General features: G+C 72.5%; 15 protein-coding genes and 1 pseudogene. 13 read left to right on the forward strand and 3 right to left on the reverse strand.

The window, feature by feature from the left end; translation table 11 throughout:
- The first annotated feature begins 410 nt into the window (after positions 1-410).
- The 7 genes and pseudogenes from ACZ60J_RS23455 to ACZ60J_RS23485 all read left to right on the forward strand — a co-directional run bounded on the left by ACZ60J_RS23455 (position 411) and on the right by ACZ60J_RS23485 (position 9,607).
- Positions 411-968 (forward strand): cupin domain-containing protein, encoded by a 558-nt coding sequence (locus ACZ60J_RS23455; protein ID WP_469684616.1) that lies wholly within the window; start codon positions 411-413, stop codon positions 966-968.
- A 15-nt stretch (positions 969-983) separates the two neighbouring features.
- Complete coding sequence (locus tag ACZ60J_RS23460) at positions 984-2,120, forward strand: DegT/DnrJ/EryC1/StrS family aminotransferase (RefSeq protein WP_469684617.1); 1,137 nt, start codon at positions 984-986, stop codon at positions 2,118-2,120.
- A gap of 92 nt (positions 2,121-2,212) precedes the next feature.
- Positions 2,213-4,225: an FAD/NAD(P)-binding protein gene (locus tag ACZ60J_RS23465; protein WP_469684619.1), complete on the forward strand. Its 2,013-nt coding sequence runs from the start codon at positions 2,213-2,215 to the stop codon at positions 4,223-4,225.
- Positions 4,222-5,711: pseudogene (locus ACZ60J_RS23470) on the forward strand (nitrosuccinate lyase). The gene ACZ60J_RS23465 and the pseudogene ACZ60J_RS23470 overlap by 4 nt, the downstream one beginning before the upstream one ends.
- A 432-nt stretch (positions 5,712-6,143) precedes the next feature.
- Positions 6,144-7,223, forward strand: coding sequence for a type III polyketide synthase (locus ACZ60J_RS23475; protein ID WP_469684621.1), 1,080 nt, complete (start codon positions 6,144-6,146; stop codon positions 7,221-7,223).
- Positions 7,220-8,218: a methyltransferase gene (locus tag ACZ60J_RS23480; RefSeq protein ID WP_469684623.1), complete on the forward strand. Its 999-nt coding sequence runs from the start codon at positions 7,220-7,222 to the stop codon at positions 8,216-8,218. Before ACZ60J_RS23475 ends, ACZ60J_RS23480 begins: the two co-directional genes overlap by 4 nt.
- 351 nt (positions 8,219-8,569) lie before the next feature.
- Positions 8,570-9,607, forward strand: coding sequence for an AfsR/SARP family transcriptional regulator (locus ACZ60J_RS23485; RefSeq protein WP_469684625.1), 1,038 nt, complete (start codon positions 8,570-8,572; stop codon positions 9,605-9,607).
- Positions 9,608-9,624: 17 nt separating this feature from the next.
- Here the strand turns inward: ACZ60J_RS23485 and ACZ60J_RS23490 are convergent, their stop codons facing one another.
- Positions 9,625-11,532, reverse strand: coding sequence for an FtsX-like permease family protein (locus ACZ60J_RS23490; protein ID WP_469684627.1), 1,908 nt, complete (start codon positions 11,530-11,532; stop codon positions 9,625-9,627).
- A 110-nt stretch (positions 11,533-11,642) separates the two neighbouring features.
- Here ACZ60J_RS23490 and ACZ60J_RS23495 point away from each other — a divergent pair, with 110 nt between their 5' ends.
- Together ACZ60J_RS23495 and ACZ60J_RS23500 are read left to right on the forward strand one after the other, a co-directional pair.
- Positions 11,643-12,935 (forward strand): sensor histidine kinase, encoded by a 1,293-nt coding sequence (locus tag ACZ60J_RS23495; protein ID WP_469684629.1) that lies wholly within the window; start codon positions 11,643-11,645, stop codon positions 12,933-12,935.
- Positions 12,936-12,997: 62 nt separating this feature from the next.
- The gene (locus ACZ60J_RS23500) at positions 12,998-13,639 is read left to right on the forward strand and encodes a response regulator (protein WP_469684876.1); all 642 of its coding nucleotides are present in this window, start codon (positions 12,998-13,000) and stop codon (positions 13,637-13,639) included.
- A gap of 35 nt (positions 13,640-13,674) precedes the next feature.
- On the opposite strand, the gene ACZ60J_RS23505 is transcribed toward ACZ60J_RS23500, so the two are convergent.
- Positions 13,675-14,688, reverse strand: a complete 1,014-nt coding sequence (locus ACZ60J_RS23505; protein ID WP_469684630.1) for an SMP-30/gluconolactonase/LRE family protein — start codon at positions 14,686-14,688, stop codon at positions 13,675-13,677.
- Between the two features lie 77 nt (positions 14,689-14,765).
- On the opposite strand from ACZ60J_RS23505, the gene ACZ60J_RS23510 reads away from it, so the two are divergent.
- The 4 genes from ACZ60J_RS23510 to ACZ60J_RS23525 all read left to right on the forward strand — a co-directional run bounded on the left by ACZ60J_RS23510 (position 14,766) and on the right by ACZ60J_RS23525 (position 18,788).
- On the forward strand, positions 14,766-15,203 hold the full coding sequence (locus ACZ60J_RS23510) for a MarR family winged helix-turn-helix transcriptional regulator (protein WP_469684632.1): 438 nt from the start codon (positions 14,766-14,768) through the stop codon (positions 15,201-15,203).
- Positions 15,204-15,557: 354 nt separating this feature from the next.
- Positions 15,558-16,640, forward strand: a complete 1,083-nt coding sequence (locus ACZ60J_RS23515) for an alpha/beta hydrolase (protein ID WP_469684878.1) — start codon at positions 15,558-15,560, stop codon at positions 16,638-16,640.
- A 286-nt stretch (positions 16,641-16,926) separates the two neighbouring features.
- The gene (locus ACZ60J_RS23520) at positions 16,927-17,988 is read left to right on the forward strand and encodes an alpha/beta hydrolase (protein ID WP_469684880.1); all 1,062 of its coding nucleotides are present in this window, start codon (positions 16,927-16,929) and stop codon (positions 17,986-17,988) included.
- Positions 17,985-18,788: a trypsin-like serine peptidase gene (locus ACZ60J_RS23525; RefSeq protein WP_469684634.1), complete on the forward strand. Its 804-nt coding sequence runs from the start codon at positions 17,985-17,987 to the stop codon at positions 18,786-18,788. Before ACZ60J_RS23520 ends, ACZ60J_RS23525 begins: the two co-directional genes overlap by 4 nt.
- Here ACZ60J_RS23525 and ACZ60J_RS23530 read toward each other — a convergent pair.
- Positions 18,785-19,705 (reverse strand): EamA family transporter, encoded by a 921-nt coding sequence (locus ACZ60J_RS23530; protein ID WP_469684635.1) that lies wholly within the window; start codon positions 19,703-19,705, stop codon positions 18,785-18,787. The two genes, ACZ60J_RS23525 and ACZ60J_RS23530, sit on opposite strands and share 4 nt — an antisense overlap.
- Between the last annotated feature and the right edge of the window lie 91 nt (positions 19,706-19,796).

Genomic DNA, 19,796 nt, shown 5'->3' on the forward strand with positions numbered 1-19,796 from the left:
GGTCATCCTCGGTCAAATGACTTGCCGGGGACTGAGGGGCGGATTGGCGCCGACTTGGCGCAAGCCGATTCCAATCCGGAAAACAGTCGCAGCCAAGTCGCCGGTCGCATGCATTCGACTTGGGGAATTCTAGGCGTGCGGACGGGAGGCCTTGACGAGTCTCTCCCGGCTCGGTGATCCTCTTCGTGCAACCCATTGACCGGAGATCCGGAAGCGAATTCCCTCGCACCGCACTTCCGTCCGTCCGGCGTGCGGCGCGGCCCCAGCGGGGGACGGGGCGGAACGCCGCCACCCCAGCCAACAGGCGTGCAGCGGGCGGGACTTGGCGTGCCTCCTCGGCCCGTTGCCCCAGGCCGTCGGGCCGCTCGCTCTCGAGCGGACATTCGCACAGACCACGAGGAATCAATCACATGAGCGGGCTTATCGTTCCCCCGGGCCAGGGGCGCAAACTGGTCACGAAGGCGCAGGACGTGACCTTCAAGGTCACCGCGGCGGACGGCTCTTCCATTTCGATCTTCGAAGTGATCGTGCCGCCGGGATTCGACGTCGGTGCGCACACGCACACCCATTCGCAGGAGTTCTTCTACGTCCTGGAAGGGGAGCTGGAGCTTCTGGCGTTCGAGCCCGCCGAGCGCACGACGGACGGCTGGAGCGACTGGGAATCCACCGCCGGGGACAAGGCCGTCCGCGCCACCGCGGGTGCCTGCATGTTCGTCCCCCCGAACACCCCGCACGCATTCCGCAACGCGTCCGACGAACCGGCGCGCATGCTCTTCCAGAGCTACCCCTCGCCCCACCACGAGCACTACTTCGAGGAGATCATCGAGATCCTCTCCTCCGGCCCTTCGGTGGACATCGAAGCCATTCAGGCGATGCGCGAACGCAATGACGTCAACCAGATCACGCCCCTGCGCTTCGAACCGCCCGTCCTTCCGGACCTTCGCTCCGCGACCGACCGCACGGCCTGACGAGAGGTGACCACCATGGACAGGATTCCCCTCGTTCACGCGAGTCTGGGAGAGAAGGAACTGGCCGCCGTGGCCGAGGTGTTCTCCTCGGGCTGGCCGGCCGGGCAGGGCCCCCAGGGCAAGGCCCTGGAGGCCCAGCTCGTCGAGCGCTACGGAGTCGGCGACGCCGTCTCGCTCAGCAACTGCGGCGCCGCGCTCCACCTGGCGATGCTCGCCCTCGGTGTCGAACCCGGCGACGAGGTGATCGTCGCCGACTACACCTTCCCGGCCCCCGCCCACGCGGTGCGCTACGTCGACGCCGTCCCCGTCTTCGCCGACGTGCGCGCCGACACCGGCACCGTGGACCCGCAGGCGGTGGAGAGCCTGATCGGACCGCGGACCGTCGGCATCATCGCGGTGGACACGGTCGGCCTGCCCGCCGACTACGCCGAGCTGAACGCGATCGCGGACCGCCACGGCCTGTTCGTGGTCGAGGACGCCGCCTGCTCGGTCGGCGCCACCTACCAGGGGCGCCAGGCCGGCACGCTGGCGCCGGTGGCCTGCCTGTCCTTCCACGGACGCAAGGGCGCCAGCAGCGGCGAGGGCGGCGCGCTGCTCTCCGCCGACCCCGTGATCGGCCAGGACGCGCGTCTGCGGTCCTCCTTCGGCATCGGCAGCATCTTCGACCAGTCGCAGGTCGTCGGACTGCCGATCCCCGAGTTCACCGACATCGGCTACAACTACAAGATGTCCGACATCGCGGCCGCGATCCTGCGGGTGCAGATGGGCCGGATCGACGAACTGCTGGTCCGCCGCAGCGCCATCGCCGCCCAGTACGGCGAACTCCTCGCGGAGGAAGACCTCCTGGCGGTTCCCCAGGTGCCCGAGGACCGCACCCACGCCTGGCAGTCCTACATGGTGACCCTGGACCCGCGGGTGGACCGCGCCGGGCTCGCCGCCGCGCTCCGCGCCCAGGACATCGGCTGCGGGCACGGCACGTGGGCGACCCACGTGCAGCCCGTGTACCAGTCCAAGCGCAAGTGCCCGGTCTCGGCCGACCTCTTCGCGCGCAACCTGGCCATCCCGATGCACGCCGAACTGACCGAGGCGCAGGTCGAGCGGGTCGTGAGCGTCCTGCGGACCGAGCTGCGCACCCACGCGCGCAGCCGCTGAACCCCCGGCGCGGCGGCAGGACCCGGTGCTGCCGCGCCGTCTCCCGAAGCGCCGTCCCCTCGCGTCGGCGACCCTGTGTGTGAGGAGTGTTGGTGCTTACGGTCTCCCTTGTCGGCGCGGGGCCGCGCGGTTTCGCGGTCCTGGAGCGGCTCTGTGCCAACGAGCGAAAATCCCCGTCCCACCGAGCGGTGACCGTGCACGTGGTCGAGCCGCACGTGCCGGGCCCCGGACGCGTGTGGCGCACCGAGCAGCCGCGCCAGCTGCTGATGAACACCGTGGCCTCACAGGTCACCGTCTACACCGACCACAGCGTGCTGATGGACGGCCCCGTCGAGGAGGGTCCCAGCCTGTACGAGTGGGCGGCCGGCCTCGCCCGCACCGCGGAAGAGACCGGACTGCAGGGACGGTTACCCGCCGAGGCGCTGGCCGAGGCCCGCCGGCTGGGCCCGGACGACTACCCCACCCGGGCGTTCTACGGCGCCTACCTCGAGGACGCCTTCCGTACGGTGGCCGCGGCCGCGCCCGAGCACGTCACCATCGTCGAGCACCGCACCCGGGCCGTGTCCCTGACCGACGGGGGCGGGTACGGCGGTCCGCAGACCCTGGAGCTGGCCGACGGCACCCGGCTCACCAGCCTCGACGCGGTGGTCCTCGCCCTGGGCCACGTACCGGCCAGGCCCACCCGGGGCGAGAGCGCGCTCGCGCGGTCCGCCGCCGCGCACGGGCTGACGTACATCGGCCCCTCGAACCCCGCGGACGTGGACCTGTCCGTGGTGGCGCCTGGCGAGACGGTCTTCGTCCGCGGCCTGGGCCTCAACTGCTTCGACGTGCTCGCGCTGCTCACCGAGGGCCGCGGCGGCACCTTCGCACGCGAGGGGGAGGTGCTGCGCTACCGGCCCTCGGGCCGCGAGCCGAAGATCGTCGCCGGCTCCCGGCGCGGTGTGCCGTACCACGCGCGCGGCGAGAACCAGAAGGGCCCGTACGAGCGCCACGAGCCGCGGCTGCTCACCCCGCAGGCCATCGACCGGATGCACCGGCGCGCGGCGGACGGCGAACGGCTGCACTTCCTCACCGACCTGTGGCCCCTGATCGCCAAGGAGGTGGAGGGCGTCTACTACGGCGCCCTGCTCGCCGCCCGGGGGCGGGAGCGGCAGCGCGCCTCCTTCGTCGAGCAGTACCTCGCGGCGCCGGACCCCGAGTCCGAGGGCCGGCTGCTGGACGCCGCCGGCATCGCCCCGGAGGACCGCTGGGACTGGGAGGCGCTGGCCCGGCCCCACCGCAGCCGCGTCCTGCGCGACCGCGCCGGCCACCGCGCCTGGCTCCTCGGCCACCTGGCCGAGGACGTGCGCCAGGCCAGGGCCGGCAACGTCCGCGGCCCGCTGAAGGCGGCCCTGGACGTCCTGCGCGATCTGCGCAACGAGATACGCCTGGCGGTCGACCACGGAAAGCTGGAGGGCGCCTCCTACCGGGACGACCTCCAGAGCTGGTACACCCCGCTCAACGCCTTCCTGTCCATCGGGCCGCCCGCCTCGCGCATCGAGGAACTGATCGCGCTGATCGAGGCCGGAGTCGTGGAGGTGGCGGGCCCCGGCGTGCGCGTGCACGCCCCGGCGGCGGACACGGAGTCCGCTGCCGGTGCGGACGCGGCTCCGGCGGTGTTCACGGTCACGTCCGACGCCGTCCCCGGGCCCCCGGTCCGGGCCACGGCCCTGATCGAGGCCCGGCTCCCGGAGCCGGACCTGCCGCGCACGGCGGAGCCGCTGCTGCTGGACCTGCTGGAGAGCGGGCAGGCTGCCCGCTACCGCATCGAGGGCGCCTGCGGAGTCTCGTACGAGACCAAGGGGCTGGCCGTCACCGAGCGCCCCTACCGCCTCGTCGACGCCCAAGGCCGGGCGCACCCGCGCCGGTTCGCCTACGGCGTCCCCACCGAGGCGGTGCACTGGGTGACCGCCGCCGGCAGCCGCCCCGGGGTCAACTCCCAGACGCTCGGCGACGCGGACGCCATCGCCTGCGCCGTGCTCGCCCTGTCCGCCCACGCCGGTCCGCCCGCTCCACCCGGACCGTACCGGCATTCGCCCACCGATCCCGTCGAGGTGAACGCATGAGCGCCGACAACCGAGCGAGCGCGCCCGGCCCGGAGCCGGCCGGGTACGGACCCGACTCCGGGCTGCTCTCACCGGTCCGGGCCGGCACGCCCGCCGAGGCCGTCACCTCCGACGCGGCCTGGCTGCAGGCCATGCTCGACGCGGAGGCGGCCCTCGCCCGCGCGCCCAGGCCAAGGCCGGCAGCGTGCCCGCGGAAGCGGCCGCCGTGATCAGCCGCGCGGCGCGGGCCGAACGGCTGGACGTCCGCGCACTCGCGCTGCTCGCGCGCGAGACCGCGAACCCGGTGGTCGGACTGGTCCGGGAGCTCACCCGGCTGGTCGCCGCCGAGTCGCCGGAATCCGCCGAGTTCGTCCACCACGGCTCCACCAGCCAGGACGTCTTCGACACCGGCGCCATGCTGGTCGCCGACCGCACGCTGCGGCTGATCCACGCGGACCTGGAACGGGCCGCCGAAGCACTGGCGGACCTCGCCGCCCGGCACCGCGACACCGCCATGGCGGGCCGCACCCTCACCCTGCACGCCGTACCCACCACCTTCGGCCTGAAGGCGGCCGGCTGGCGCAGGCTGCTGCTGGACGCCCGGGACCGGGTGGCCGCCGTACTCGACGGAGGCCTGCCCGTATCGCTGGGCGGAGCCGCCGGAACCCTCGCCGGATACCTGGAGTTCGCCCCGCCCGCAGAGGGCGGCAGCGACGGCGAGCACGGCAGCGACGGCGACCGCGGCGACTACACGGACCGGCTCCTGGACGCCTACGCCGCCGAGACCGGCCTGGCCCGCCCCCCGCTGCCGTGGCACGCGCTGCGCACCCCGATGGCCGACCTCGCCGCCGCCCTCGCGTTCGTCACGGGCGCCCTCGGCAAGATCGCCGTGGACGTGCAGTCGCTGACCCGGACCGAAGTCGCGGAGGTCTGCGAACCGGCGGTGGAAGGACGCGGCGCGTCCTCGGCGATGCCGCACAAGCGCAACCCGGTCCTGGCCACCCTGATCCGCAGTGCCGCACTCCAAGTGCCTCTGTTGGCAACCGGGGTGACGCAGTGTCTGGTGTGTGAGGACGAACGGTCGGCCGGGGTGTGGCACGCCGAGTGGCAGCTGTTGCGCGAGTGCCTGCGGCTCGCGGGCGGCGCCGCGCACACCGCCGTGGAACTGGCCGAGGGGCTGGTCGTACGGCCCGAACGGATGCGGGAGAACCTGATGCTGACGGGGAGCCAAGTGGTGTCGGAGCGAGTGTCCGCCATCCTGGCGCCCCGGATCGGCAAGGCGGAGGCGAAGGAACTGCTGACCCGGGCCTCGGCCGAGGCGGAGCGCACCGGCGGCTCGCTGGCCGAGATCCTGGGCGCCCTGCCCAAGGTGAAGCGGCACCTGACGGACGCCCAGATCGTCCGGCTGCTGGATCCGGAGGGGTACACGGGCGCCGCACCGGCCCTGGTCGACCAGGAGCTGGCCCGCTCCGGCCGGCTCCCGCAGACACGGGCGCAGGCGGAGTAGGCGAGGCCGCGCCGGATCCCGGTCCACCGGGGCCGGCGCCGCGGACAGCCCCGGCCGGGGGCGGACGACCTTCGGGGTCGCCCGTCCCCGGCCGGGGCTCCGTCATGCCCGGGGGCCGAGGGGTGGGCGAGTTTCGGCCAATGTGCCTGCCGCAGCCTCCCGCGTCCTCCCGTGACCGCCCACGGCCTCCCACGGGAACCCGCCCCCTATCCGCACGGCTTAAAGGCCGTGTGAAAGACCCTGCCGAATGGTCCGGTCAAAAGGCCCCGGGGAAGGCAAGTCACCGCCAAGCCAGTAGCAAGCGCCATACGGGATGTTGGGGAACGTACACGCTGTGAGGGCAGCAGAACATTCTCTACATCAGAGAGATAGATGCCAGGTATGCCAATTCTATGTAAGCCTTCGGTGAGCGTGCCGGAACACATCATCACGATGGAAGACACTCTGGCATTCGCCAGGGAAGCGCACGCGGGCAAGCCGCAGCTTCCGCTGGCCCTTCGACTGATAGAGAACACGGGGGTGCGCAAGCGTCACCTGGTCCAGCCGATCGAGAAGACGCTGCGCCACCCCGGTTTCCAGGAACGCAATCGCATCTACGAGATCGAATCGAAGAAGCGGTGCCCGGAAGTCATCGAAAAGGCCCTGGAGAACGCGGGCCTGGTGGCGACGGACATCGACGCGATCATCTACGTCTCGTGCACCGGGTTCATGATGCCCTCGCTCACCGCGTGGCTGATCAACGAGATGGGATTCCGCTACGACACGCGGCAGCTCCCCATCGCGCAGCTCGGCTGCGCCGCGGGCGGTGCGGCGATCAACCGCGCGCACGACTTCTGCGCGGCGCACCCCGAGAGCAACGTCCTGATCGTCTCCTGCGAGCTGTGCTCGCTGTGCTACCAGCCCACGGCCGACGACGTCGGTTCGCTGCTGTCGGACGGGCTGTTCGGTGACGCGGTCGCGGCCGCGGTGGTGCGGGGCAGCGGCGGCGCCGGCGTACTGCTGGAGCGCAACGCCTCCTACCTCATTCCGCACACCGAGGACTGGATCTCGTACTCCGTCCGCGACACCGGATTCCACTTCCAGCTCGACCGGCGCGTGCCCGGGACGATGGAGCCGATCGCTCCGGTGCTGGGCGAGCTGGCCACGCTCCACGGCTGGGACATCGGAGATCTGGACTTCTACATCATTCACGCCGGCGGCCCCCGCATTCTGGACGACCTCGCCAAGTTCCTGAACGTGGACCGCACGGTCTTCCGTCACAGCTGGTCCACGCTGACGGAATACGGGAACATCGCCAGCGCCGTCGTGTTCGACGCCCTTCGCCGGCAGTTCGAAGAAGCCGAACGGCTGTCGGCGGGATCCACCGGGGTGATTGCCGGATTCGGTCCCGGGATAACGGCCGAAATGGTACTGGGGAGCTGGGTTCCGGCCGCCCCGCAGCACGTGGAAGCGAAGCCGGCCGTCCGGTCGGTGCCGCGTCAGCTCTCGGGAAGCATGGTGGGGACGGCATGACCAACGGCCAGCCGACGTCGGATCGGATCATGCGGCTCATCACCGGGTACTGGGCGACCGGCATCCTGGGCACGGCGGCGAGCCACTCCCTGTTCACGCACCTGGAGGACGGCGCGACCTCGGCCGCCCACCTGGCCGACCTCGCCGGGATCTCCGAGCGGGGCGCGCAAGCGCTCCTCGACGGCCTGGTCAGCATCGGCCTGGTCGAGGTGGACGGCGGGGAGTACCGCAACACCGCCGAGGCGTCCGCCTTCCTGGTGGAGGGCCGCGCCGCATCGCTGAGCGGGTTCGCCAAGCTCAAGATGGGCCACATGGGCAGCCTCTCGGTGCTTCCCGAGGTCGTCCGCACCGGCGGCCCGCTGACGGACGCCGTGGTGGAGGTGGCCGACAACCCGCACTGGGAGCAGCTCGTCCAGGCCATCGCGGCGCAGTCGGTTCCCGTCGCGAAGATCGCCGCCGAGACGCTGCGGCTGTCGGAGGCCGGGGAGATCTCGATCCTCGACATCGGCGGCGGCTCGGGCATCTGCTCGGGCATCTGGCTGGAACTGAACCCCGCCGCGCGCGCGACCCAGCTCGACTGGGAGCCGATCAACTCGATCGCCCGCCGGCTGCTCACCGAGCGGGGCGTGGGCGACCGCGTGAGCTACGTCGACGGGGACTTCCACACCACGGGGTTCGGTGACGCCGAGCACGACGTCGTGATGTACTCCAACATCGCCCACCAGGAGGGGCCGGAGGACAACATCGCGATCTTCGCCAGGGCGCGCAGCGCCCTGAAGCCCGGCGGCACGCTCGTGGTCTCCGACTACATCGTCGAGGACGACCGCAGCGGCCCCCCGTTCGCGCTGACCTTCGCCTCGGAAATGCTGCTCAAGAGCCGGCACGGTGGCACCTGGAGCCGGGCGGATTACCACGCCTGGCTCACGAAGGCCGGCTTCGGTGAAATCACCTTCCAGAGCACGCCTTCGCCGACGACGTTGATCTTCGCGAGGTAAGTCGAGGGCCCTAATGCGGAGCGCCGGTCGGAGGGGAAGCGGAATGTACCCCACCCCGGCGCTCCGAGCATGATCGGTGACGGAACTACCTGTTCGGCATATGCCGTCCGGCTGGCTAAAGTTCAACTCACCAGATTTTCAACGAGGGTTGTCATTCTTGATCGCCATGCAGGATGCTTCCTGGTGCAGAGGTGACGACTCTCGTCATCCGGCTGAGGCCGGGACGTACGCATCTTTCGGGGGAGCTTGATGAGTACAGAGGCAGTGAACGAGAAAATTGATTTCGGTGTGTTGGCCACAGATCTGAGGAGCGGCGGTAGACGAGGTACGGACATTGTCCCCGGACAGCGTTTGGGAGGCAGTAGCAGGAGCACGCGGAGCGTCGCCGAGCTGGAGCGGGAAGTACGGGAACTCCGGCAGGCCAACGAGACGCTGAAGATGTACTTCACGATGGCGCTGGAGCTCGACCTCCAGTCCCCGCCCCCCGCCTCCGTCTTCGAGATGGCCCGCGAGCGGACTGGTGCGCCCGCCGTCGCGCCCCAGCCCCCCGCCCCGCGGCCGCACGGCGGCGTCCGGTGGGCGCAGGAGGATCCGCAGGAGGCCGGGGACGTACCGCCGACCAAGGTCGAGTTCCGGGTCCTGGGCCCGATCGAGGCGACCATCGGCGGACGCTACGTGGACCTCGGTGCCACCAAGCAGCGTGCGGCGCTCACCCTGCTGGTCAGCCAGGTGGGCCAGCCCGTATCGGTGGACGTGCTCGTGGAAGCGCTGTGGGACGGTCAGCCCCCGCAGTCGGCGATCTCCTCGCTCCACGCCTACATCGCCAACCTGCGCCGGGTGCTGGAACCGGACCGCGCACCGCGCAAGCCCGCGAAGGTGCTGCGCACCCGTGGCCGCGGCTACTTACTGGACAGCAGCGTCGTGGACGTGGACGCCCACCGGTTCGGCACGTGTGCGACCGCCGGCTGGCAGGCGCTGGACCGGTGCGACCCGCAGCGGGCCCTCGAGGAGTTCGAGACCGGCCTCGCCCTGTGGCGCGGGGAGGCGTACGCGGAGGTCTCCGATGCCACCCACGTGTCGCCCGAGGTGGTGCGCCTGGAGGAACTGCGCCTCTCGGTGGTCGAGGGCCGCTGCGCGGCACTGATCGCCGTGGGCGCCCACGAAGTGGCCGTCTCCGAACTGGCGGGCTTCACCCAGTCCCACCCGTTGCGCGAGTACGGCTGCGAGCTCTTCAGCCTGGCCCTGTACCGGGCCGGACGCCAGGCCGACGCGCTCTCGGTGCTGCGGATGCACCAGCGGCGCATGGCCGAGGACCTGGGCATCTCGTCGAGCCCGGCGCTGCAGCGCCTGGAGGTCGAGATCCTGCGCCAGGCCCCGACCCTGGACTGAGCCGGGGCGGACCGCCCTCAGGCCGAGACCAACTCGGCACCGATACCGGGTGTTCCACCCGGCCGCGCCCTGCGCCGTCCTGTCCGGCGGTGCAGGGCGCGGGCCGCCGGGAGCAGGGTGCACAGGGCCGCGAGCGCGGCGCAGACACCGGCGACCGCCCCCATCGCGAGCCAGGGGACCACCACCGGCGAGCCGACCCCGAGGACCGCGAGGGCGGCGCGCATGCCCGCCAGGTTGACCGCGGTGACCGCCGTCCCGAGGACGGTGCCGACCACGACCGCGAGCAGGGATTCGGCCGTGGTCACCGCGAGGACCTGGCCCCGGGTGGCCCCGGCCAGCCGGAGCAGGCGCAGGTCGCCGGCCCGGTCGGAGGTGGCCATGAGCAGGGTGTTGGCCAGCGCGATCGCCGTGTAGACCAGGGCGATGCCCAGGACCAGGACGTAGCCGAGCACCGTGAGGCGCTTCGTGCGCGGGTGCGTCGCCGTCAGCCACTCCTCCTTGGTGTGGGCCGTCGCCCCGTACCGGGCCGCCGCCGCGCGGACCGCCGGAGCGGCGGACGCGGGCGCCCTCACCTCGATGCGCGAGACTTCGGCGCCGGGCGCGTTGCGCGGGGTGACGAAGGCCCCGTTGTTGCCGGTGCCCGTCCGCATCACGGCCACGATCCGCAGCCGGGCCTCGGTGCCGTCCGCCCGCCACAGCGGTACCGAGTCACCCACCCGGTGCTGCCACCACTCCTCCGTGACGATGATGCCGCCGTCGTCCAGGTCCCGGACCGAGCCCGCCACCACCGGCAGCCGGGAGACCTCCGCCAGCGCCGCCGGATCGACCGCCGAGGCCTCCGTCGGCACCTTCACGAACCCCTCCTCCAGCACCGTCAGACGGGTGTCGGCCACCGCGAGGACGCTGCCCGCCGGGACGCCGGCGATCTCGGCGGAGTCCGGCAGCCGCCCGCCGGTCAGCACGTAGTCCGCACCGGTCCGGGCGCGGGCCTCCACCGTCTTCGCCTCGGTCATCGTCGAGGCCGCGCCCAGCAGCGATCCGGTCAGCGCGACCATCACCAGCACCGGCGCCGCCACCGCGGCCGTCCGGCGGATCCCGGCCGCGGCGTTCGCCCGCACCACCCGGCCCGCGTACGAGGTCAGCCGGACCGGGAGCCACATCAGCAGCCGCACGACGGGCCGTACGAGCACCGGCGCCAGCATCCCGCACGCGGAGATCAGCAGCATCGGCTGCACCGTGTACGTCTTGCGCTTGAGCAGCGTGCCCGGGTCCGACCCGAGCCGCCACGCCACGAAGCCCACCGCGCACAGCAGCAGCCCGCCCCCGGCCGCCCAACGGCCCGGGGTCATGGGCCGCTCGTCGGTCACGGCCTCGCGCAGCGCCTCCAGCGGACCGACCCGGCCCGCCCGCCGGGACGCGGCGTACGCCCCGGCCAGCGCGACCAGCAGCCCGGTCCAGAACGCCGTGTGCAGCGGCCAGCTCTGGTCCCCGATCGCATACCCGGAGGGCGCCAGCCCCTGCGCCACCGTCCAGCGGGCCATCAGCGGCGCACCCGCCCGGCCCAGGACGATCCCGGCCGCCGACCCGGCCAGCCCGACGGCCGCCGCCTCCGTCATCACGAGGCGCCGCAGCTGCCCGGGCGTCGACCCGGCCAGTCGCAGCAGCCCCAGCTCCCGCCGCCGCGCGGCCACGGCGTAGGAGAAGGTCGACGCCACCACGAAGGCCGCCGTGAACGAGCTCACCCCGCCCGCGGTCCCGAGCATCGAGTTGAGGCCCACCACTTCCGCGCCCGCCGGCATCGCCGCCGAAGCGGCGAGCCCCAGCCCCATGACGGTCATCAGCGCGACCCCCAGGGCCACCGCCACGAACGTTCCCACCTGTGTCATCCAGCGCCGCCGCAGCGACCTCAACGCGATCTTCAGCATGGTTCCCAGCCAACCGGCCGCGCCGCCCCCCGGTCAGCGGGGCAGGGGCGAGTCCCAGGGGTAGGGCCAGCCCTACCGCGCCGCCCGCACCCGCCGCCTACGGTGGACACATGCCGCTCTCCCTCCCCGTCCCGGGCCGGTACCTGCGCACCGCCCGGCCGTGGCGCGCCGCCGCCTACCTCCTCACCGGCGGCATCACCGGCGCGCTCGCGTTCACCGTGCTGACCCTGCTCGCCGTGTCCGGGGCGGTGCTCGCCGTCGTCCTCGTGGGGCTTCCGCTGCTCGCCGCGCTCGCGCTGGCCGGCGTACCGTTCGCGGCCGTCGAGCGCCGCCGGCTGCGCCTGTGGGACCCGGGCTCCGCGCCGCTGCCCGACCCGCACCGCGATCCGGACCGTACGGGGCTCGCGGCGTGGGCCCGCACCCGCTTCCGCGAGCAGGCGACCTGGCGGGAACTGGGCTACGCGGTGCTCGCCGCCACCCTGCTGTGGCCGCTGGAACTCCTCGCCGTGGGCACCGCGCTCCTCCTGCCCGCCGACCTCCTGGCGACCCCGGTCCTGCTCGCCCTCGACGGGGAACAGGCCAACCCGCTCAAGATCCACGGCATCACCGGCTACCCCGAGGCCCTGCTGTGCGCCGCCGTCGGCCTGCTCCTCCTGCCGCTCTTCCTCTACGTGCTCGGCGCGGTGGCGGCCGCCCGCGCGGCTCTGGCCCGGCTGATGCTCGGCCCCGGCCCCGGCGACCTGGCCGTCAAGGTCACCGAGCTGACCAGCTCCCGGGCCCGGCTGGCGGCCGCCTTCGACGCCGAACGGCGGCGCATCGAAAGGGACTTGCACGATGGTGCGCAGCAGCGGCTCGTCGCGCTGTCCATGACCCTGGGCCTGGCCCGGCTCGACGCCCCGCCCGGCAGCCCGCTCGCCGCGCAACTGGCCGCCGCGCACACCGAGGCCGGGCTGGCGCTGAGCTCGCTGCGCGAGCTCGTGCACGGCATCCACCCGCAGGTGCTCACCGACCGGGGCCTGCCCGACGCCGTCGCCGACATCGCCGACCGCTCGCCGATCCCGGTCGACACCGACTTCGACCTCCCCGGCCGGCTGCCCGAACCGGCCGAGTCCGCCGGGTACTTCTTCGTCAGCGAGGCCCTGGCCAACGCGGCCAAGCACAGCGGGGCCGACCGCATCACCGTCACCGGCCGGCACGACGGGACCCGGCTCACCGTGGAGGTGTCCGACGACGGCCGCGGCGGCGCGGACGCGGGCCGGGGGAGCGGGCTGACGGGGCTCGCCGACCGGGTGTCGGTCGTGGACGGCAGACTGACCCTGACCAGTCCTCCCGGAGGGCCGACCCTGCTGCGTGTGGAGATCCCTTGCGTCCCGAAGGCACCGAAGGCCCTCAAGACCCCGTAGGAACCGGCGGCCCCGTAGACCCCGTAAGCCCCGGGGCCGTCGCGGGAGCCGTCCGGCAGCCCCTGCGCGTGGTCCTCGCCGAGGACTCCGTACTGCTCCGCGAGGGCCTCGTCGGTCTCCTCGCCCGCTTCGGCCACCGCACGGTCGCCGCCGTCGGCGACGCGGCCGCGCTCGAAGCGGCCGTCGCCGAGCACCGGCCCGACATCGTCGTCACGGACGTGCGGATGCCCCCGGACCACACCGACGAGGGGCTGCGGGCGGCCGTGCGGCTGCGCGAGACCCGGCCGGACCTGCCCGTCCTCGTCCTCTCCCAGTACGTGCAGCGTTCGTACGCCGCCGAGCTGCTCGACTCCGGCGACGGGACGGCCGTCGGATACCTGCTCAAGGACCGCGTCGGGCAGGTCGAGGAGTTCCTCGACGCCGTCGCGCGGGTGGCGTCCGGCGGGACCGTGGTCGACCCCGAGGTGGTGCGCCGGCTCATCAGCCGCCGCCGCGACCCCCTGGAACGGCTGACGGCCCGCGAACGGGAGGTGCTCGCCCTGGTCGCGGAGGGACACTCCAACGCCGAGGTCTCCCGCCGGCTCACCGTCTCGGAGGCGGCGGTGGGCAAGCACATCGGGAACATCCTGATGAAGCTCGACCTGCCCCCGGCGCAGGAGTCCCACCGCCGCGTCCTCGCGGTCCTCGCCTATCTGCGGGGCTGACGGACCGGCACCAAGGAGTACGGACCGGCACCCGGTCAGAAGCCGCGGACCGAGGCGACCGTGAAGGCGGTCGGCGCGCCGCCGGACGGGGGCAGCGGCCCGCCGTCCTTGTCGAACTGCGACCGGACCACCAGGACCCGCCCCGGCACCCGGGCCAGCGTGGTCGGGATCTGGAGCGCGGGGTCCGTCAGGCTGCGCACCAGGCGGGCCCGGGTGCCGTCGGCCGACACCTGCCAGCGGCTCAGGGTGTTGCGCGTGTTCTGGGCCGCGCGCAGGACCCCGCCGGGGGCCAGGTCGATGCCGTCGGCGGTCTTCAGGTCCCCGCCGGTCAGGGCCACGCGGGACACCGAGCCGGAGACCGGGTCGATGCGGTACAGCTCCCCGGCCGTCATGTCGACGGTGAGCAGGAACCGCCCGGCCGGGTCCGCGGTGATGCCGTTCAGGCCGATGCTGCCCGCCGGGGACGAGAGCCGCGCGCTCAGGTCGTACGCGGGCAGCAGCGGGCCGGAGCCGGCGGCCAGCTGCCCCGGGGTGACCCGGTAGACCACCGCGCGGACGCTGTCGGTGAGGTAGGCGGTGCCGTCCGGGGTGAAGACCAGGTCGTTGACGAAGCGCGGCCCGTCACCGGGGACCTCGAAGCGGGCCACCCGGGCCCCCGAGCGGGTGTCGTAGACGGAGACGCCCGAGGTGGAGTCGGTCACCCAGAGCCGGCCGCGCCCGTCGACCCGCAGTCCGTTCGCCGTGTGGCGGCCGTCGGTGCCCGGCGGCAGGAAGACCTTCGCCGCGCGCTCGCCGGAGCGGGCCCGGTAGACGGTGCCGCTGGAGTAGGAGCCGACGTAGACCGCGCCGGTGCGGGGGTCGGCGGCTATGCCCTCCGGGAAGACCTTCTCGCCGGGCAGGGCGAAGGCCGTGGAGATGTCCGTACGGACGTCCCGGCCGCCGGGGGCGTCGCCGGCCGAGGCCGAGGCGGCGGGGGCCGGCCCGAGGGCCAGGGCGGCGGTCAGGGCGAGCAGGGCGGCGGGCAGGGCGGCGGGCGGGAACTTCTTCATCGGACGTCCTCTTCTCTCTGGATGAGCACGAATCTAAGTTAGAGCTCTAATGCATGCAAGGGCTTTATGATGCGTGGATGACTTCCATGCCCGTCGAGCAGCGCATCGGCTCCTACGTCAAGCGCGCCGAGCAGGCGCTGGTCGGGGCCAAGAACACGGCGTTGAAGCCGGCCGCAGTAACGGTTCCGCAGTACGCCGCCCTGCTCTGGCTCTCCGAGAAGCCCGGGATCTCCGCCGCCTCGCTCGCGCGGCTGTGCGGGGTGACGCCGCCGACCATGAACACCGTGCTGAAGAACCTCGTGGAGCGCGGACTCATCGAGCGGACCCCGCACGAACTGCACCGCAACGTCCTGGAGACCCGGCTCACCGAGGAGGGGCGCTCCGTGATGGAGCTGGCCGACGCGGGGGCGGTGGCGGTGGAGACGGCGCTCGCCGCCGAGTTCAGCGACGAGGAGCGGGAGCTGCTGATCGGACTGCTCGGGCGGTGCGCGGGCGTCCTCGACGCGCTGAGGTGAGCCGGGGCGCGGTGCGTCGAGACGGGGTGTGCGGGATCCGGATCATGATTTTGCGCTGATTTGGAACTATCCGGGGGATTCACACATCAGGACTAGGGGGACCCCCGTCCCCTCTGTCCCACCGGGGGGCAGTCATGACCGTTCGGAGCGAAGTTCGTGCACCAGGACCCGCAGCGCCCGCGGCCCGATGACCAGCCGTACCAGCCCTACCCGGCGCAGCCGCCGTACCCGCAGGAACAGCCGTACCAGCCCTACTCGGCGCACCCGCCGTACCAGCAGGAACAGCCGTACCAGCAGGAACAGCCGTACCAGCAGGAACAGCCGTACCGGCAGGATCAGTACGTCCCTCCGCACATACCCGAGCCCCCGCGGCGCTCCCGCCGCGTGCTGTGGACCAGCCTGGCCGTCGCGTTCGCGCTGGTCCTCGGCGGAGGCGGCTTCGCCGCCTGGAAGCTGGACTGGTTCTCCGGCGACGGCTCCACGGTGAGCTTCGGCAAGACCCCGCCCCCCGCCGACGCCGGAGCGCAGGGTGACCCGGGCCGGACCCCCGCGAGCCCGTCCGCGCCGGCCGGCGACCCGGACGTACAGCCCGCGACCGGACCGGCCTCCGAGTTCAAGCAGACCACCAAGCTCGACGACGGCACGATCATCGCCAAGACCCGCCTCAAGGGAGCCAAGTCCGGCTTCGAGGGCGACGTCTGGGTGTGGACGCCGAAGGAGTACGCGGACGCGAAGTACGCCAAGAGCGGCTTCCCGGTGCTCATCGCGCTCCCCGGCGGCAACGGCTACCCGAACAACTACTGGGCCGACCGCAGCCTCGGCCTCCAGAAGGCCATCAGCGAGGGCGTCCGGGCCGGCACCAGCCTCCCGTTCATCGTGATCATGCCCGTGCTCAACCCGGACGCGAAGTACTACTACGACGGCTCCGACATACCCGGACAGCACAAGATGGGCACCTGGATCGCCGAGGACGTCCCGGACTTCACCCGCGCCAACTTCCGTACGTACAAGTCCCGCGACGGCTGGGCCTTCATGGGCTCCTCCTCCGGCGCCTTCGTCGGCATGAAGACGGTCCTCCAGCACCCCGACAAGTTCAAGGCCGTGATCGCGAGCGGCGGCGAGATCGTCCCCGACTCCCCGCTGTGGAAGGGCCACCAGGCGGAGATGGACGCGAACAACCCGGAGAAGCTCGCCCAGAAGCTGATCGGCAGCGGCGGCCCCGAGGTCTACATCAACTTCCAGATCGGCACCAAGGAGAGCGGCAAGGAGCGCATGACGCAGTTCCAGCAGAAGTACGCCAAGGGCCCGGTCAAGATGACCATCCGGGACATCCAGAACGGCGAGCACAACGGCTGGCACTACGTCCGCGGCATGAAGGAGGGCTCACTGGAATGGGTCAGCAAGGTCCTGAAGGGGCCCAAGCCCGAAGCAGGCTGACCCGCGCGACCGGCGTGGCCCTCGACACGTCCACCCGTCCCAGGCAACCCATCCGGTCGTTCATACCTCTGTTATGGATGTAAGGGGGACCAATCGGTCCTACCCGCGCTCCCAGGGGGCGCCGGAGAAGGAACGGGAACGATCCGTGCACCAAGACCTGCAGGGTGACAGGGCCGCCACCACCGGGGACGGCGCGACCACGACCGGGAGCGCCGCCACGGCCGGCGGCTCCGCCGGGACCGGCGGCGCCGCTCCGGGGCCCGGGGCCGGCCGCCCCAAGCGCCGGCTGCGCCTGATCCTGATCGGCGGGGGGCTCGGGCTCACCCTCCTGGCGGGCGGCGGGGCGGCCGCGTACCACTACGGCCTCTTCTCGGACATAGGCGATCCCGTCTCCTTCGGGAAGTCCCGGACCGCGGCGTCCGCCGCCTCCGACACCGGATCCGCAGCCGGTGTCCGCATGCCCACCGGGCCGAAGGCCGATTTCGTCCGGACCTCCCGGCTGCCGGACGGCACCCAGATCGCCAAGACCACCCTGACCGGCAAGAAGTCCGGGTTCACCGGCGACGTGTGGGTGTGGGTGCCGAAGGAGTACGACGACCCGGCCTACGCCGACAGCGCCTTCCCGGTCCTGATCTCCCTGCCCGGCGGCCGCGGCTACCCCACGAACTACTGGGGGACGGGTCCCGGCCTCGGCCTCCAGCAGGCCGTGAGCGACGGGGCGAAGTCCGGCAAGAGCCTGCCCTTCATCCTGGTCATGCCGGTGCACAACGCCGACACCAAGCACCACTTCGACGCCTCGGACATCCCCGGAGAGCCCAAGATGGGCACCTGGATGGTCGAAGACGTCCCGGATTTCGCGAAGGCCAATTTCCGGACCTTCACCTCCCGCGACGGGTGGGCCTTCATGGGCTCCTCGGCGGGCGGATTCGGCGCCTTCAAGCACGTCCTGAAGTACCCCGACCGCTTCAAGGCGGCCATCGCGAGCGGGGTCGACATCGTCCCCGATTCCCCGCTGTGGAAGGGAAACAAGCAGGCCATGGACGCGGACAACCCCGAGAAGCTCGCCGCGAAGCTGATCGCCGCGGGCGGCCCGGACGTCTACGTGAACTTCCAGATCGGCACCAAGGAGTCCGGCCGGGACAAGGCCGAGAAGTTCATGAAGGAGTACGGCAAGGGTCCCGTGCACACCACGCTGCAGGTGATCCAGGATGGTGAGCACAACGGGAAGTCCTACGTCCGCGGGATGAGGGAGGGCGCACTGGAGTGGATCAGCAAGGTGATGTCCGCACCCACCCCGAAGCCCCGGCCGGCCCCGGGCGGCGGCGCGAACGGCGCCGCCCCGCGGTGAGCCGCGGGCTCAAGGGGATCGTCTCGGCCGCCCTCGCGGGGGCCGTCGCCCTGGTCGCCGTGGTCTTCGCCAGGGACTCCGGCGGCTACGAGGAAGGCGGCACGATCCCCTTCCCCACCGTCGGCGTCCTCATGGCGGGCGGCGAGCACTGGTGCACGGCCAGCGTCGTCGACAGCCCGCAGGGCAACGTCGTCGCCACCGCCGCGCACTGCGTGGCCCCCGCCGGGGAGGACGGGCGGCCGGGCGAGGCCGCGCACGACGGGCTGGCCATCGGCGAGCTGGCCTTCGCCCCCGCCTTCTCCGGGGAGGGCTCCGGGCGGCAGCCGCTCGGCGTGTGGAAGGTGCGCTCCATCCAGGTCGACGAGCGCTGGACGAAGTGGGGCGAGGACACCGCCGACTACGCCTTCCTCACCGTCGGACCGGACGCGGACGGGCGCAGCCTGCAGGAGGTCGTCGGACGCGGCGAGGCCCCCAAGCCCGTGTGGACCTCCGGCTACGAACGGGAGGTGACCGTCGTCGGCTATCCGCAGTCCGAGCACAACCCCGAGAACAAGCCCGTCGCCTGCACGACGCAGAGCCGGCACGACGAGGACGACCCCGCGATGCTCTACATCAACTGCTCGGGGTTCTGGACGGGGACGAGCGGCAGCCCGTGGATCGCCGACCGGGGCGGACCGGGGCGGCCGGGCCAGCTCATCGGGGTGCTGAGCGGCGGGGACACGGACGTGGACTCCACGGCCGCCCTGTTCGACGACCGCGCGAAGGCCCTGTACGAGCGGGCGGCGAAGCCGACGGCCTAGGCCGTCTCCTTCGGATCGTGCCGGGCGTCGGGGCGCCGCTCCGTGCTCACGATCACGCACACCGCCGCCACCACGATCGCGCCGCCGAGCAGGATCGGCCAGGTCAGGGCCTCGTCGAGGATGAGCCAGCCCAGGGCGACGGCCACGACCGGATTCACGTAGGCGTACGTGGCCACGAGCGAGAGCGGGGCCGCGCGCAGCAGCCACACGTACGCGGTGAAGCCGACGAGGGAGCCGAACACCACGAGGTAGCCGAGGGCCAGCCAGGACGCGGTGGAGTACGAGGTGACGTCCAGGCCGTGCTGTTCCCCGCGGCACAGGCCGACGACGATCCCGCCGGCCCCGCCCGCGAGCATCTGGTACGCGCTCCCGGTGAAGGGGTTCGCGGGCAGGGTCAGCTTCGCCGCCGAGAAGGAGCCGAGCGACCAGCACACGGAGCCGGCCAGCACCAGCAGCACCCCGCCCAGCGCGATCTCCCCGCCGAGCCCCGGGCTGGTCAGGACGGCGAGCCCGCCGAGGCCCAGCAGCACCCCGGCCACGGTGCGCGGGGAGGGGCGGTCGCCGGAGCCGGCGCGCAGGACGACCAGCCACATCGGGACGGCGGCCACCAGCAGGGCGGCGAGCCCGGAGGGGATCGAGGTCTCGGCCAGGACGACGAGGCCGTTGCCGCCGAGCACCAGCAGCAGCCCGACCAGGACGGCCGCGCGCACCTGGGCGCCGGTGGCCTTGAGGGCGGCCGGGCCGTCGCGCCAGGCGACGATGCCGGCCAGGAGGAGTCCGGCGGTGATGAAGCGGGCCCCGGCGGAGAGGAACGGGGGCATGGTCTCGACGACGATCCGGATGCCGAGGTAGGTCGAGCCCCAGACGACGTAGACGAGGGAGAGGGCGATCCAGACACGGGCCGTTGCGGTGCGCATGACGCGGAGCCTATGTCGTTGGCCCTTGCACCCATCGAGGATTCCGGGATGTGGGCGATCCGCCCCGGGGTCCCCGGATCCGGCGGTCCCG

The organism is Streptomyces sp. NPDC104226, assembly GCF_055584085.1.

What these genes read in the sequence shown, in the direction of transcription:
- ACZ60J_RS23530 (WP_469684635.1), bottom strand. Translation starts at nt 19,705, where the DNA reads ATGCGCACCGCAACGGCCCGTGTCTGGATCGCCCTCTCCCTCGTCTAC.
- ACZ60J_RS23505 (WP_469684630.1), bottom strand. Translation starts at nt 14,688, where the DNA reads ATGAAGAAGTTCCCGCCCGCCGCCCTGCCCGCCGCCCTGCTCGCCCTG.
- ACZ60J_RS23510 (WP_469684632.1), top strand. Translation starts at nt 14,766, where the DNA reads ATGACTTCCATGCCCGTCGAGCAGCGCATCGGCTCCTACGTCAAGCGC.
- ACZ60J_RS23490 (WP_469684627.1), bottom strand. Translation starts at nt 11,532, where the DNA reads ATGCTGAAGATCGCGTTGAGGTCGCTGCGGCGGCGCTGGATGACACAG.
- ACZ60J_RS23455 (WP_469684616.1), top strand. Translation starts at nt 411, where the DNA reads ATGAGCGGGCTTATCGTTCCCCCGGGCCAGGGGCGCAAACTGGTCACG.
- ACZ60J_RS23495 (WP_469684629.1), top strand. Translation starts at nt 11,643, where the DNA reads ATGCCGCTCTCCCTCCCCGTCCCGGGCCGGTACCTGCGCACCGCCCGG.
- ACZ60J_RS23475 (WP_469684621.1), top strand. Translation starts at nt 6,144, where the DNA reads ATGGAAGACACTCTGGCATTCGCCAGGGAAGCGCACGCGGGCAAGCCG.
- ACZ60J_RS23480 (WP_469684623.1), top strand. Translation starts at nt 7,220, where the DNA reads ATGACCAACGGCCAGCCGACGTCGGATCGGATCATGCGGCTCATCACC.
- ACZ60J_RS23460 (WP_469684617.1), top strand. Translation starts at nt 984, where the DNA reads ATGGACAGGATTCCCCTCGTTCACGCGAGTCTGGGAGAGAAGGAACTG.